The following is a 12,821-nucleotide window of genomic DNA, read 5'->3' as shown; positions in this document are numbered from 1 at the left end:
GCCCAGGGATGCGTGCTGGAGAACGGGAAGGCCGCCGGGCGACCCCGGGCAGGCGCGGGCGCCCGCGGAAAACTCAGCCTTGGCGGGCGGCCGGTGGGGCATGGGCCGGTGGCGACCGGTACGCCCGTGCGGTGGTACCCGCAGGAAAGATCGCCGGCAGGCGCGGCGCTGCCAGGCGGGCGGCGTGCCGTGCCGGCCAGCTCATGGGCGAAGCATCCGTAGCCCGCGTGGCCCGCACGGTTTCGCCGTCGGATTCGGCCATCGCCAGCAGGTGCACCGGTTCGCCGCCCGGGGCCATCGGATGCCCGGCCGCGGTGGCCAGGGAAGCGCCATCAGGGGAACCGATATCGGCATGGGCGGACGCGGTGACCAGCACCGAGGCCATCAGGCCGAGGGTCAGGATGAACGCCGCAAGCAGCCACGAACGCCAGGCCCGCCGGACCGGAGCGGTCGGCAGGCTGTCGGGAGATCCTTCCCAGGATCCACGCAGGTGGGCGCAGGCGGGATGCATAACGATAAGTTAAACAATAATGATTCGCATGTCCACCATCATGCGAAGCGCAGCGGGAGGCGTGAAGAGCCGCCCACGCTCAATCGCGGTCGTCGCGGGCCCAGATCCCGCCGTCTTCCCGCTTGACCTGGAACTTGGGCACCGGCGTATAGGCCGGGGCGCACAGGGCGCGGCCGTCGCGGATGTCGAAACGGGCGCCGTGCAGGATGCATTCGATGCTGCCCTCGGCCGGATCGAGGTTGCCCGAGGACAGCTCGAACTCCTCGTGCGTGCACTGGTCTTCCAGCGCATACAGCTCGCCGTCCAGGTTGAACACGACGATGGGCGCGCCGGTGACGTCGTCGAAGGCGGTCTTCATTTCTCCCGGCAGCAGTTCATCGCTGGCGCAGACGTAGGTCCAGGTCGCGCTCATGCGGCCGGCTCCAGCCGCTTTTCCAGGACTTCGAAACGCAGGTCGTCGCGCTTCGGGATGCCGAAGCGTTCGTCGCCATAGGGGAACGGCTTTTTGATGCCTGTACGGGCGTAGCCGCGACGCTCGTAGAAGGCGATCAGTTCGTCGCGGCAGTCGATCACCGTCATCTGCATGGCCGGCAGTCCCCACTGCACGGCCACATGGCGCTCGGCCTGCTGCATGACCTGCTTGCCGACGCCGCCGCCCTGCGCCGCGGGGCTGACCGCGAACATGCCGAAGTAGCCGTGCCCGTCCTCGTCGGCGATGTGGCAGCAGGCCAGCAGCCGGCCGCCCTGCTCGGCCAGCAGGATCACGCTGCGCGGGCGGTTGATGTCGGCGAGAATGCCTTCGGCATCCACCCGCTGGCCGTCGAGTATGTCGGCCTCGGTGGTCCAGCCCACGCGCGAGGCGTCGCCCCGGTAGGCGGAGGTGACCAGTTCGATCAGGGCCGGAACGTCGTCCGGGGTGGCGGTGCGGAAGGTGAGGGTATCCATCGCTGCATTGTAGCGATGCCGGATTTCCTTGTAGATGCGGGGGCTTGCCCCGCATCAAGCCGTGCCGGTAGAACCGCATGCGGGGCAGGCCCCGCATCTACGTTCAGCCCAGCAGCGTGCGCACCTTCTTCAGCGCGGCCATGAACGCTTCGATTTCCTGGTGCGTGTTGTAGAACGCCAGCGAGGCGCGGCAGGTCGCGGCCACGCCGTAGTACTGCAGCAGCGGGTGCGCGCAGTGCTGGCCGGAACGTACCGCAACGCCCTGCAGGTCGAGCAGGGTGGCCAGGTCGTGCGCGTGCGCGCCTTCGACCAGGAAGGACACCACCGCGGCCTTGTGCGGGGCGGTACCGAAGATGCGCACGCCGTCGACGCGCTGCAGCTCTTCGGTGAAGTGCGCCAGCAGTTCCTGCTCGCGGGCGGCGATGTGGTTGCGGCCCAGGCCGTCCAGGTAGTCCACCGCCACGCCCAGGCCGACGAAGCCGGCGATATTGGGCGTGCCGGCCTCGAACCTGTGCGGGGCATCGTTGAACACGGTGCCCTCGAAGCTGACTTCCTTGATCATCTCGCCGCCGCCGAGGAACGGCGGCATGTCCTGCAGCAGCTCGCGGCGCGCCCACAGCGCGCCGGTACCGGTGGGGCCGCACATCTTGTGGCCGGTGATGGCGTAGAAATCGCAGCCGATGGCGGCCACGTCCAGCTCCAGGTGCGGCGCGGCCTGCGAGCCGTCGATGACGGTGACGATGCCGCGCCTGCGCGCTTCGCGGCAGATCTCGCGCATCGGGTTGACCGTGCCCAGCACGTTGGAAACATGCGTCAGTGCCAGCAGCTTCACCTCCGGCGTCATCGCCGCGTGCAGCGCGTCCATGTCCAGGCTGCCGTCGGGCGCGATCTCGGCCACGCGGATGATCGCGCCGGTGCGCTGGGCCACCAACTGCCACGGCACGATGTTGGCGTGGTGCTCCATGCGCGAGACCAGGATCACGTCGCCGGCCTTCAGCCGCGGCAACGCCCACGAGTAGGCCACCAGGTTGATGGCGAAGGTAGTGCCGCTGCACAGCACCAGTTCGTTGGCGCGCACGTTGAGGAAACGCGCCAGCTTGGTGCGCGCGCCTTCGTAGGCGTCGGTCGCCTCGGTGCCCAGCGCATGCACCGCGCGGCTGACGTTGGCGTTGTAGCGGCGATAGAACTCATCCACCGCGCCGATCACCGGCAACGGCTTCTGCGCGGTGTTGGCGTTGTCGAAATACACCAGCGGCTTGCCGTTGACCTCGCGCATCAGCAGCGGGAAATCGGCGCGCACGCGCTCCCAGTCGGGGGCGCTGCCGGCGGCGGGAATCGGCCGCGGTGAGGAAAGGTTCATGCCATGCCCGCCTGTTGCAGCGCCCGGTCCAGGTGGCGGACCAGCTTTTCGGTGAGGAGGCCGTCCACCGCGGCCAGCGGCTCGTGGCAGAACGCGGCGCTGAGCATGGCGCGCGCCTGTTCGGCCGGCACGCCGCGCGAACGCAGGTAGAACAGCGCATTGGCGTCGAGCTGGCCGACGGTGGCGCCGTGCGCGGCCTTGACCTCGTCGGCATCGATCACCAGCGTCGGCTGGGTGTCGATCTCGGCATCGGCGGACAGCAGCAGGTTCTTGTTGGACAGGTTGGCGTCGGTGCCGTCGGCGCCTTCGCGGATGTGGATGCCGCCATGGAACACGACGCGGCTGCGGTTGGCGGCCACGCCGCGCCACAGCAGTTCGGCGCTGGTGTCGCGGGCGATGTGCTCGATGCCCAGGCGGGTGTCGATGTGGCGGCGGCCCGTGCCCAGCAGCACGCCGTTGGCGACCAGCCTGGCGTTGTCGCCTTCCAGGCGCACGTTGAGCTCGTGGCGGCTCAGCGCCGCGCCCAGTTCCAGGTCGATGCGGCGGTACTGCGCATCGCGCGCCAGCACCGCGTCGGTGCGCAGCAGCGAGGTGGCGCGCGCGCCATCGGCCTGCACGCGGGCGTGCGAGAGCTGCGCGTCCTGGGCCAGATGGACGTGCACCAGGGTGTTGTCCAGGTGCGCGCTGTCGCCGGCTTGCAGGTGATGTTCGACCAGGTTCAGCGCAGCGCCGCGGCGCAGTTCGACGAGGTGGCGGTGGTGCCAGGCGCGGTCGGCCTCGTCCGATGCGCTGACGAAGACCAGGTGCAACGGCGTCGCGCTGGCGGCGCTTTCGGCCACCTGCACCAGCACGCCCTCGTCGGCGAGCGCGGCGTTGAGCTGGGCGAAGACTTCCTCGGCGCGGTCGAAGCGGCGGGCGAGGAAGCGCGCCGCTTCCGGCTCGTCGCGGCGCACGGTCGACAGCGTGCGCACCTGCACGCCGGCGTCCAGCCCGGACGGTCGCTGTGCGCCTGGCTGGGGCGGCCGTTGACGAACACCAGGCGCGGGGCCGGGATGTCGGCCAGCAGCGCGGCGTCGATGGCGGGCGCCTGCAGCGGCGCGGCGCTGAAACTGCGGCGTTCGAGCTGGCGCAGCGAGGTGTACTTCCAGGCCTCGCTGCGCGCGGCGGGCAGGCCGGCGCGCAGCGCGGAATCGAGCACTTCGCGGCGCTCGTCGCTGCCGCAGAAGGCGGCAGCCAGCGATTGCAGGAGCGGGCTCATTACTTGGCCGCCTCGCGCACCACGCGGTCCTTCAGGAAGTCGTAGCCGTGCGCTTCCAGTTCCAGCGCCAGCTCCGGGCCGCCGGTCTTGACGATGCGGCCATCGGCCAGCACGTGCACCACGTCCGGCTTGATGTAGTCGAGCAGGCGCTGGTAGTGGGTGATGACCAGGAACGAACGTTCCGGCGAGCGCAGTGCGTTGACGCCGTCGGCCACGCTCTTGAGCGCGTCGATGTCCAGGCCCGAATCGGTTTCGTCGAGGATCGCCAGCTTCGGCTCCAACACCGCCAGTTGGAAGATCTCGTTGCGCTTCTTCTCGCCGCCGGAGAAGCCTTCGTTGACGCCGCGGTGCAGCAGCTCGTCCTTCAGGTGCAGCACGGCCAGCTTCTGCCGCACCAGCTTGAGGAACTGCATCGAGTCCAGTTCCGGCTCGCCGCGCGTCTTGCGCTGGGCGTTGAGCGCGGCGCGCAGGAAGTAGGTGTTGTTCACGCCCGGGATTTCCACCGGGTACTGGAATGCCAGGAACAGGCCGGCGGCGGCGCGCGCTTCCGGCTCCAGCTCCAGCAGGTCGCCGCCTTCGAACTGCACGCTGCCGTCGGTGACTTCGTAACCGTCGCGGCCGGACAGCACGTTGCCCAGGGTGGACTTGCCGGCGCCGTTCGGGCCCATGATGGCGTGGACTTCGCCGGGCTTCACGTCCAGCGACAGGCCCTTGAGGATTTCCTTGCCGGCGATGCTGGCGTGGAGGTTTTCGATCTTCAGCATGATGTTGTCCGTTCTGTTGCTTCAGGCCCCTTTCCCGCCGGAAAGGAGTCAGGGTGAGGGTTCGGGCGAAGCCGCTGCGGAGTCCGGTGCGCGGGCTGTGCCCGCACCCTCATCCGGCGCTTCGCGCCACCTTCTCCCGGAGGGAGAAGGGCGCGCATGTCATCCGACGCTGCCTTCCAGCGACACTTCCAGCAGCTTCTTGGCTTCCACCGCGAATTCCATCGGCAGTTCCTTGAATACCTGCTTGCAGAAGCCGTCGACGATCATCGACACCGCGTTCTCCTGGTCGATGCCGCGCGAGCGGCAATAGAACATCTGGTCGTCGGAGATCTTGGAGGTGGTGGCCTCGTGTTCGACGGTGGCGCTGGGGTTCTTCACCTCGATGTAGGGGAAGGTGTGCGCGCCGCACTTCTTGCCGATCAGCAGCGAATCGCACTGGGTGTAGTTGCGCGCGCCCTCGGCGCCGGCGGCGACCTTGACCAGGCCGCGATAGGTGTTCTGGCCGCGGCCGGCGCTGATGCCCTTGGAGACGATCTTGCTCTTGGTGCGCTTGCCGACGTGGATCATCTTGGTGCCGGTGTCGGCCTGCTGGCGGTGGTGGGTGAGCGCCACCGAGTGGAACTCGCCGACCGAATCGTCGCCCAGCAGCACGCAGGACGGGTACTTCCAGGTGATGGCCGAACCGGTCTCCACCTGCGTCCAGGTCACCTTGGAGCGCGCGCCGCGGCATTCGGCGCGCTTGGTGACGAAGTTGTAGATGCCGCCGACGCCGTTCTCGTCGCCCGGGTACCAGTTCTGCACCGTGGAGTATTTGATCTCGGCATCCTCCAGCGCCACCAGCTCGACCACCGCCGCGTGCAACTGGTTCTCATCGCGCATCGGCGCGGTGCAGCCTTCCAGGTAGGAGACGTGGCCGCGGTCCTCGCAGATGATCAGGGTGCGCTCGAACTGGCCGGTGTTGTTGGCGTTGATGCGGAAGTAGGTGCTCAGCTCCATCGGGCAGCGCACGCCCCTGGGCACGAACACGAAGCTGCCGTCGGAGAACACCGCCGAGTTGAGCGCGGCGAAGTAGTTGTCGCCCACCGGCACCACCGAGCCCAGGTACTGGCGGACCAGGTCGGGGTATTCGCGGATGGCCTCGGAGATCGAGCAGAAGATCACGCCCTTGTCGGCCAGTTCCTTGCGGAAGGTGGTGCCGACCGAGACCGAGTCGAACACGGCGTCGACCGCCACGCCGGCCAGCCTGGCGCGCTCGTGCAGCGGCACGCCGAGCTTGTCGTAGGTGTCCAGCAGTTCCTTGGGCACCTCGTCCAGCGACTTGTACTTGGGCCCCTTGGGCGCGGAGTAGTAGCTCAGCGCCTGCAGGTCGATCGGGCCGATCTGCAGCTTGGCCCAGTCCGGCTGGCGCATGGTCAGGAAGTGGCGGTAGGCGTCCAGGCGCCACTGGGTCATCCATTCCGGCTCTTCCTTCTTGGCCGAAAGCGCGCGGATGATGTCCTCGTCCAGGCCCGGCGGGAACGAATCGGATTCGATGTCGGTGACGAAGCCGGCCTCGTACTTGCGGCCGAGCTGTTCGTGGATCTCGCGGTTGGGGGTGTCGGCGCTGCCGACGTTTTCGATGGTTTCGGTGGCCATGAGGCTGCCTACGGAATTCAGGAAACGATGCTGACGTCGATGCGGCGACGGTCAGCGAATGGAAGGGGATGCAGCATCTGCGCCAGGGTCACGCCGCGCAGGGCGTCGGCGACCACGTCGTTGATCAGCCGCCAGTTGGAACGCACACCGCATTGGCTGGCGATGCCGCACTGGCTCTGGCCCTGGCTGCATTCGGTGATCGCCAGCGGGCCTTCCATCGCCTCGACGATCTCGATCAGGCTGATCTCGGTGGCCGGGCGGGTCAGGCGGTAGCCGCCGCGCACGCCGCGCAGGCCCTCGACCAGCCCGGCCTGCGCCAGCGGCTTGAGCAGCTTGCTGACGGTCGGCGGCTCCAGCCCGGCGGCTTCGGCCAGTTCGGTCGCGCTCAGCACTTCGTCCGGCCGCGTGGCGAGCACGGTCATGACGACGCTGGCGTAGTCGGTGAGCTTGGTGACGCGGAGCATGGGGGGTGCGACGGGGAAATCAATGTGGACCGAAATTGTACTCTTTTGTGGGCGGCGCCTCAAACCCCGCCCGTGGCGGGGCGTTGATACAGGTCAAGCGGCCGGCATCGGACGCCCGGGCTTGGGAAGCCCGCGCGACTGCGCGAGAATCCCCCTTCCCATCGTTTCCCGGCCATGTACATGCCCAAGAAGATCCAGGCGCGCAAATCCACCATCCACGGCAATGGCGTGTTCGCGCTGGCGGCCATCGCCAAGGGCGAGCGCATCATCGAGTACAAGGGCCTGCGCCGGACCCATGCCGAGGTGGACGCCGACGATGCGGGCGACGTGGAGAGCGGCCACACCTTCCTGTTCACGCTGAACGACGACTACGTCATCGACGCCAACCACAAGGGCAACGACGCGCGCTGGATCAACCACAGCTGCGATCCGAACTGCGAGGCGCTGATCGAGGAAGCCGAGGGCGACGACCGCACCGCCGACAAGGTATTCATCGAGGCGGTCCGCGCCATCAAGCCGGGCGAGGAACTGACCTACAACTACGGCATCACCCTGGCCGAGCGACATACGCCGCGGCTGAAGAAGATCTGGGAGTGCCGCTGCGGCTCGCCCAAGTGCACCGGCACCATGCTGCAGCCCAAGCGCTGATCTGAAGCGGGGAAGTGGGAAAGGGGCGGAAGGAAGGGGAGGGTTTTGCGGGCTTCCTGCTCGATGCAACCCTGCTTCCCACTTCCCGCCTTGGCCTCAATTTCCCAGCAGCCCCTGCGGCACCAGCCTGCCGAGGTCCTGGTTGAAGTCCACCGCGATGCGGCCGTTCTCGATGCCCACCGATTTCACCTGCAGCGCGCCCATCACATTGGCGATGGCCGGGTCGATGCGGTAGATCGGCTCGCGACGCGCATAGTCGGCCAGCCAGCTGTTGAGCAGGCCGCGGGTGCTGGAGTCGAGTTCGGCGCCGGCCATTGCCGGGCGGAAAGCATCGATGGTGGGCTGTTCCAGGTGGAAGCCGCGCGTGGCCGCGTCGTAGCGCAGGCTGCTGCTGAGCTGCACGTTGCCCACCGGCATCGGTGCGCCGCCAGCGGCGGCCATGGCCAGGTCGAACTGGAGGTTCAGGCGGCTGCCGGCCGGCAGCGTCAGCCGCGGCTGGCTGATCGTCAGCGCGAGCAGTCCGCCGAGCGCCTTCTGCGAGCGCGGGAAGCTGCCGTCCAGGTACTGCTGCACGTCGGCCGCGTCGACCATGAGCCTGCGGCCGCTGACCTGAGGCGATGCGTGGGCGCTGGTGGCCATGACCACGCAGGCGACGGCGGGCAGCAGCAGGGAGCGGAGGTTCATCGTATCGGCCTGGGAAGAGTGCGACGGAAGCGATGCACGATACCCGGAAACGGTGAATGGCCGGTTAGCGGAATGGCGACGCCGCCGCGCTCACTGCGCGTCGCGCAGCGCCTGCAGTTTCGCGATCAGCCCGTCAAGCTCCGGCTGCAGCGCCGCCAGCGGGTGGCCGGCCTCGCGTGCCGCCGCGGCCAGCGTCTCCAGCAGGCCGGTAGCCACCACCACGCCGGCATCTTCGTTGCAGGACAGGCGCCGCTGCCGCTGCGCGCCTTCCAGTTCGCGCATCCAGTTGCGCGGGCTGCGCTGTTCGAATTCGATGGTGCAACGGCCGCTGCACTGCAGGCCATCGGCTTCGATCGGCGTGACGGTGATGCGGTAACGGTGCTTGCTGCTGGACATGGCATGGGGTGCGGCGGGGGAATTGGCGACCACCATAGGCCGGCCATGCGGCAGGGGGCGAGGCGCCGGCCCATGACGCTGTGTTCCAGTGCGATGCGGGCCGCCAGACCTCTGCCGCGCAGCGCCCGGTGGGTAGCGTCGCCACATGCAACGCTGCATGCCGCTTTCATGATGCAGCCCGAACCGGCCACGGGGCGATCGCGGTGCGTCGTCGCGGCAGCAGCGCCAGGGGAGCGAAGGACGCGAAGAACCGCGGCGGTCCGGCGGTTCTTTTCGCCGGCGACCGGCAGCGCCGATGGCGGCGCAAAAAAAACGGGACGGCAGGGCCGTCCCGTTTCTTCGCCGAAGGGCGCGCGGATCAGACCGCGGCGTCCTTGAGCTTCTTGAGCGGGCGCACCTTGATCTTGGTGGAGGCCGGCTTGGCGGCGAACCACTGCTCTTCCTTGGTGAACGGGTTGATGCCCTTGCGCTTCGGCTTGGCCGGCACGTTCACGGTGGTGATCTTCAGCAGGCCCGGCAGGGTGAAGCTGCCAGCGCCCTTCTTGTTGACCGATGCGGCAACGGCGCCTTCCAGCGCGGCCAGGACGGAGCGGACATCCTTGGCGGCGACGCTGGTCGCCTCGGCCAGGTGCGCAACCAGACCCGACTTGGTCAGGGCTTCCTTGATCGGCTTGGGAGCGGCCGGCTTGGCGGCTGCCTTCGTAGCGACTTTCTTCGCTGCCTTCTTCGGGGCAGCCTTCTTAGCGGTCTTTGCCATGATTTCCTGTTCCGTGAACGGTTGGTTGTTGGTCGTGCCGACCCCGTCGGCAAGCGAAATGTAGGGCATGCGCGGGGCATCGCCAATAGGGAAAGGCACAAAAACCCCATAAAAATCGCATTCCCCCGCTTTCCCGCCCGGGCGCGGCACCATCCGGGCGGAAAAATGCGCCGGCCGCGCGCGTTTCTCCGGGCGGACGGCGGTCCGCGCCGTTCCCGCCGCCGCGGCGCACAAGACGCTAACGGACGCTGCCCTACGCTGCAGCGACCATCCACGCACAGGAGACGCACATGGGTATTTCACGCCACGCCACCGCGCACTGGGAAGGCGACCTCAAGAGCGGGCAGGGGCGGCTGAGCACGCCGCAGAGCGGATTGATGGAGAACACGCGTTACGCGTTTTCCAGCCGCTTCGGCGACGAGAAGGGCACCAACCCGGAAGAGCTGATCGCCGCCGCGCACGCCGGCTGCTTCACCATGGCGCTGTCGGCCAAGCTGACCGAAGCCGGTTTCCCGCCGCGTTCGCTCGACACCCGCGCGGACGTCGACCTGTCGATGGAAGGCGGCCCGCAGCTGTCGCAGATCCGGTTGAAGGTGAAGGCGGTGGTGCCGGGCATGGACGAGGTGAAGTTCCGCGCGGTGGCCGACGACGCCAAGCAGAACTGTCCGGTGTCCAAGGCGCTGAGCGCCGTGCCGATCAGCCTGGAAACCGAATTCGAAGGCTGATCCGCCGGCCGGACCGGTGTCCGCGCTGGTCCGGTGTTCCGGTTCAGGGGCGTTTCACACGCCGGGCCGGAGCATCCGTCCATCCCAACCCCGCCGGTACGGCCGCCATGTCCCGATCGTTGCCTCTCGCAGGTGTCCTGGTCCTCGGTTGCCTGCTGGCGTTGCCCGCCGCGGCGCAGCGCTACGACGACGGCCGCTATCGCCCGCAACCGGCCGCCGGCGACTGGCGCCAGGACGACGGTCGCTACTACGACGACAACGGTCCGGCCTACGACTACGCCCGCGTTGTGCGGGTGGATCCGATCATCGTCGGCGACGGTGGCCGCCAGGGGCAGTGCTACGAGCGCAACGACGGCGACTACGTGTATGGACCGGACGGCTACCGGCAGGATCGTCGCGGCGTCCGCGATTACGGCGACGACCGTTACGACGGCGGCTACCGCCAGGGCAGCGAAGGCGCGCGCCAGGTCGCCACGGTGATCGGCGGCCTGGCCGGCGCCATCATCGGCAGCCGCATCGGCGGCGGCGACGGGCGCTATCTCGGCACCGCGATCGGCACGGTCGCCGGCGGCGCCGCCGGGCGCGCGATCTACGACGCGAACAACCGTCCGGTCTACCGCCGCGCCGACGTGCGTGTCTGCGAGCCGGTGCGCGACGGCTACGGGTACGAAAGCGAGCGCGTGGACGGGTACGACGTCACCTACGAATACGCCGGCCGCGAGTACCACACCCGCCGCGACTACCATCCCGGCGAACGCATCCGCGTGCGCGTGGACGTCAGCGCCGACTGACCCGCACGGCGCGATGCGCGCCGTCCGTCGCCCGTCATGGCTGCGGGCCACCCGATCGCAGAGGTCATTCCCCGGCGCGCTTAGCGGTCCGGTTTGTCACCTCTGGCCGATGGCGGCATAGTCGCCGTTCCCGTTGGCCAGGAGTGTCCCCGCATGCGCCGTACCGCCGCCTGTCTCGCCGTCCTGCTTCCCTGCCTGCATCCGGCATCGGCTTCGGCCGAGGTGCGGGTGCTGCTCGCCGATACCATCCATACGGGCGATCCGCAGCAGCCCACGGCCAGCGCGCTGGCGTGGGACACGGACAACGGCCGCCTGCTCGCGGTGGGCGAACGCGCCGCGGTGCTGCAGCGCTATCCGAAGGCCGCGCGCACCGACGCCGGCAAGGCCACGGTGGTGCCGGGCCTTATCGACGCGCATGCGCACCTGGTCGGCCTCGGCGACACGCTGGCGCAGGCCGACCTGACCGGCGCGCGTAGCCGCGCCGAAGTGGTGGAGCGTCTGAAGGCGTTCGAGAAGACGCTCGCGCCGGGCGAATGGCTGCTGGGCGCGGGCTGGGACCAGAACCGCTGGGACGACACCGCGTTCCCGACGGCGGCTGATCTGGATGCGGCCTTCCCCGAGCGGCCGGTGTACCTGGAGCGCATCGACGGCCACGCCGGCTGGGTGAACGGCGCGGCGCTGCGCATCGCCGGGAAGGCGGGCAAACCGCTGTCCGGCGATTGGCAGCCGGAGGGCGGGCGCATCCTGCGCGACGCCGCCGGCATGCCGACCGGCGTGCTGGTGGATGGCGCCTCGTCGCTAGTGAGGGCGCATATCCCGACGCCCGACGAGGCCGTGCGCGAGAAGCGCCTGCAGGCCGCCGTGCAACTGGCGGTCAGCAACGGGCTCACCGGCGTGCACGACATGGGCGTGTCGCGCGCGGACCTGGCGGTGATGAAGCGGCTGGCCGACCAGGGCAGGCTGCCCCTGCGCATCGATGCTTATGCGGACGGCAACCAGGGCGCCCTGGACGATCTGTGCGCCAACGGCCTGTATACCCATCCGGGCGGACGCCTGCAGATGCATGGGGTCAAGCTGTTCATGGACGGCGCGCTGGGCAGCCGCGGCGCGGCGCTGCTGGCCGACTACAGCGACGACCCGCACAACCGCGGCCTGCTGATGACCTCGCCGGAGGATTTCGAAGCGGCGGTGCGCAAGGCCGACGGCTGCAAGGTGCAGGTCGCCACCCACGCGATCGGCGATCGCGGCAACCGCATCGTGCTCGACACCTACGAGAAGGTGCTGGGCGCGCACAAGGGCAACGACCACCGCTGGCGCGTGGAGCACGCGCAGGTGGTGACGCTGCAGGACATCCCGCGCTTCGCCCAGCTCGGCCTGATCGCCTCGATGCAGCCCACGCATGCCACCTCGGACATGGGCTGGGCCGAACAGCGCGTCGGACCGGAACGGATCAAGGGCGCCTATGCATGGCAGCGCTACCTGCACAGCGGCGCGCGCCTGGCGCTGGGCTCGGACTTCCCGGTCGAGCAGGTCGATCCGCGGCTGGGCCTGTACGCGGCGGTGACGCGCCAGGACCGCGACGGCCGCCCGCCCGGCGGCTGGCAGCCGGACCAGCGCCTGAGCGCGGCCGAAGCGCTGCGCGGCTTCACCAGCGATGCCGCGTACGCCGGGCATGACGAGGCGCAGGTCGGCCGCCTGCGCAGCGGCATGCGCGCCGACTTCGTCGTCTTCGACCGCGATCCGCTGGACGGGAACGGTGGCCGCCTGGACGAACTGAAGGTGCTGTCCACCTGGGTCGATGGCGAGCCGGTCTACACCGCCACGCCGCCGGCCAACAAGAGCTGACGCCGCGGCGGCGCTGCGGAGATGGCGGCTCGATGGCG

At 69.0% G+C, this 12,821-nt stretch carries 14 protein-coding genes and 1 pseudogene; 4 read left to right on the top strand and 11 right to left on the bottom strand.

Going from position 1 to position 12,821, the window contains the following annotated elements:
- Positions 1-73: 73 nt before the first annotated feature.
- The 8 genes and pseudogenes from ABTV91_RS15285 to ABTV91_RS15250 form a co-directional block, all read right to left on the bottom strand.
- Positions 74-511, bottom strand: coding sequence for a hypothetical protein (locus ABTV91_RS15285; RefSeq protein ID WP_433852183.1), 438 nt, complete (start codon positions 509-511; stop codon positions 74-76).
- A 79-nt stretch (positions 512-590) separates the two neighbouring features.
- Positions 591-923: a non-heme iron oxygenase ferredoxin subunit gene (locus ABTV91_RS15280; protein ID WP_433852182.1), complete on the bottom strand. Its 333-nt coding sequence runs from the start codon at positions 921-923 to the stop codon at positions 591-593.
- The gene (locus ABTV91_RS15275) at positions 920-1,456 is read right to left on the bottom strand and encodes a GNAT family N-acetyltransferase (protein WP_433852181.1); all 537 of its coding nucleotides are present in this window, start codon (positions 1,454-1,456) and stop codon (positions 920-922) included. Before ABTV91_RS15275 ends, ABTV91_RS15280 begins: the two co-directional genes overlap by 4 nt.
- 103 nt (positions 1,457-1,559) lie before the next feature.
- Positions 1,560-2,816 carry a cysteine desulfurase gene (locus tag ABTV91_RS15270; protein ID WP_433852180.1) on the bottom strand — a complete coding sequence of 419 codons (1,257 nt, stop codon included), beginning with the start codon at positions 2,814-2,816 and terminating at the stop codon, positions 1,560-1,562.
- A pseudogene (gene sufD, locus ABTV91_RS15265) lies at positions 2,813-4,074 on the bottom strand (Fe-S cluster assembly protein SufD). Before sufD ends, ABTV91_RS15270 begins: the two are co-directional and overlap by 4 nt.
- Complete coding sequence (sufC, locus tag ABTV91_RS15260; RefSeq protein ID WP_433852179.1) at positions 4,074-4,838, bottom strand: Fe-S cluster assembly ATPase SufC; 765 nt, start codon at positions 4,836-4,838, stop codon at positions 4,074-4,076. The pseudogene sufD and the gene sufC overlap by 1 nt, the downstream one beginning before the upstream one ends.
- A 159-nt stretch (positions 4,839-4,997) precedes the next feature.
- Positions 4,998-6,473, bottom strand: coding sequence for a Fe-S cluster assembly protein SufB (sufB, locus tag ABTV91_RS15255; RefSeq protein WP_433852178.1), 1,476 nt, complete (start codon positions 6,471-6,473; stop codon positions 4,998-5,000).
- Positions 6,474-6,490: 17 nt separating this feature from the next.
- Positions 6,491-6,937, bottom strand: a complete 447-nt coding sequence (locus ABTV91_RS15250; RefSeq protein ID WP_153190903.1) for an SUF system Fe-S cluster assembly regulator — start codon at positions 6,935-6,937, stop codon at positions 6,491-6,493.
- Between the two features lie 180 nt (positions 6,938-7,117).
- Here ABTV91_RS15250 and ABTV91_RS15245 point away from each other — a divergent pair, with 180 nt between their 5' ends.
- Positions 7,118-7,585, top strand: a complete 468-nt coding sequence (locus ABTV91_RS15245; protein ID WP_433852177.1) for an SET domain-containing protein — start codon at positions 7,118-7,120, stop codon at positions 7,583-7,585.
- 96 nt (positions 7,586-7,681) lie between these two features.
- On the opposite strand, the gene ABTV91_RS15240 is transcribed toward ABTV91_RS15245, so the two are convergent.
- From ABTV91_RS15240 to ABTV91_RS15230, 3 genes are all read right to left on the bottom strand, one after another.
- A complete protein-coding gene (locus ABTV91_RS15240) occupies positions 7,682-8,269 on the bottom strand; it encodes a DUF1439 domain-containing protein (protein ID WP_433852176.1) in 588 nt (195 codons plus the stop codon).
- A 90-nt stretch (positions 8,270-8,359) separates the two neighbouring features.
- Positions 8,360-8,665, bottom strand: a complete 306-nt coding sequence (locus ABTV91_RS15235; protein WP_433852175.1) for a DUF3861 family protein — start codon at positions 8,663-8,665, stop codon at positions 8,360-8,362.
- 358 nt (positions 8,666-9,023) lie between these two features.
- A complete protein-coding gene (locus ABTV91_RS15230) occupies positions 9,024-9,422 on the bottom strand; it encodes an HU family DNA-binding protein (RefSeq protein ID WP_433854201.1) in 399 nt (132 codons plus the stop codon).
- A 290-nt stretch (positions 9,423-9,712) separates the two neighbouring features.
- Here ABTV91_RS15230 and ABTV91_RS15225 point away from each other — a divergent pair, with 290 nt between their 5' ends.
- The 3 genes from ABTV91_RS15225 (at position 9,713) to ABTV91_RS15215 (ending at position 12,783) form a co-directional block, all read left to right on the top strand.
- Positions 9,713-10,147 carry an OsmC family protein gene (locus ABTV91_RS15225; RefSeq protein WP_433852174.1) on the top strand — a complete coding sequence of 145 codons (435 nt, stop codon included), beginning with the start codon at positions 9,713-9,715 and terminating at the stop codon, positions 10,145-10,147.
- 107 nt (positions 10,148-10,254) lie between these two features.
- Positions 10,255-10,938 (top strand): glycine zipper 2TM domain-containing protein, encoded by a 684-nt coding sequence (locus ABTV91_RS15220; RefSeq protein WP_433852173.1) that lies wholly within the window; start codon positions 10,255-10,257, stop codon positions 10,936-10,938.
- A 153-nt stretch (positions 10,939-11,091) separates the two neighbouring features.
- A complete protein-coding gene (locus ABTV91_RS15215; protein WP_433852172.1) occupies positions 11,092-12,783 on the top strand; it encodes an amidohydrolase in 1,692 nt (563 codons plus the stop codon).
- Positions 12,784-12,821: the final 38 nt, after the last annotated feature.

This window comes from Stenotrophomonas nitritireducens (assembly GCF_050984405.1).
Lineage (GTDB): Bacteria > Pseudomonadota > Gammaproteobacteria > Xanthomonadales > Xanthomonadaceae > Stenotrophomonas > Stenotrophomonas nitritireducens_B.
This window is presented reverse-complemented; position numbering and strand designations above follow the sequence as displayed.

Bases quoted from the DNA above. Each gene is read 5' to 3' on its own strand.
- ABTV91_RS15270 (WP_433852180.1), bottom strand. From the start codon at position 2,816: ATGAACCTTTCCTCACCGCGGCCGATTCCCGCCGCCGGCAGCGCCCCC.
- ABTV91_RS15240 (WP_433852176.1), bottom strand. From the start codon at position 8,269: ATGAACCTCCGCTCCCTGCTGCTGCCCGCCGTCGCCTGCGTGGTCATG.
- ABTV91_RS15250 (WP_153190903.1), bottom strand. From the start codon at position 6,937: ATGCTCCGCGTCACCAAGCTCACCGACTACGCCAGCGTCGTCATGACC.
- sufC (WP_433852179.1), bottom strand. From the start codon at position 4,838: ATGCTGAAGATCGAAAACCTCCACGCCAGCATCGCCGGCAAGGAAATC.
- sufB (WP_433852178.1), bottom strand. From the start codon at position 6,473: ATGGCCACCGAAACCATCGAAAACGTCGGCAGCGCCGACACCCCCAAC.
- ABTV91_RS15245 (WP_433852177.1), top strand. From the start codon at position 7,118: ATGCCCAAGAAGATCCAGGCGCGCAAATCCACCATCCACGGCAATGGC.
- ABTV91_RS15230 (WP_433854201.1), bottom strand. From the start codon at position 9,422: ATGGCAAAGACCGCTAAGAAGGCTGCCCCGAAGAAGGCAGCGAAGAAA.
- ABTV91_RS15235 (WP_433852175.1), bottom strand. From the start codon at position 8,665: ATGTCCAGCAGCAAGCACCGTTACCGCATCACCGTCACGCCGATCGAA.
- ABTV91_RS15275 (WP_433852181.1), bottom strand. From the start codon at position 1,456: ATGGATACCCTCACCTTCCGCACCGCCACCCCGGACGACGTTCCGGCC.
- ABTV91_RS15225 (WP_433852174.1), top strand. From the start codon at position 9,713: ATGGGTATTTCACGCCACGCCACCGCGCACTGGGAAGGCGACCTCAAG.
- ABTV91_RS15280 (WP_433852182.1), bottom strand. From the start codon at position 923: ATGAGCGCGACCTGGACCTACGTCTGCGCCAGCGATGAACTGCTGCCG.
- ABTV91_RS15285 (WP_433852183.1), bottom strand. From the start codon at position 511: ATGCATCCCGCCTGCGCCCACCTGCGTGGATCCTGGGAAGGATCTCCC.
- ABTV91_RS15220 (WP_433852173.1), top strand. From the start codon at position 10,255: ATGTCCCGATCGTTGCCTCTCGCAGGTGTCCTGGTCCTCGGTTGCCTG.
- ABTV91_RS15215 (WP_433852172.1), top strand. From the start codon at position 11,092: ATGCGCCGTACCGCCGCCTGTCTCGCCGTCCTGCTTCCCTGCCTGCAT.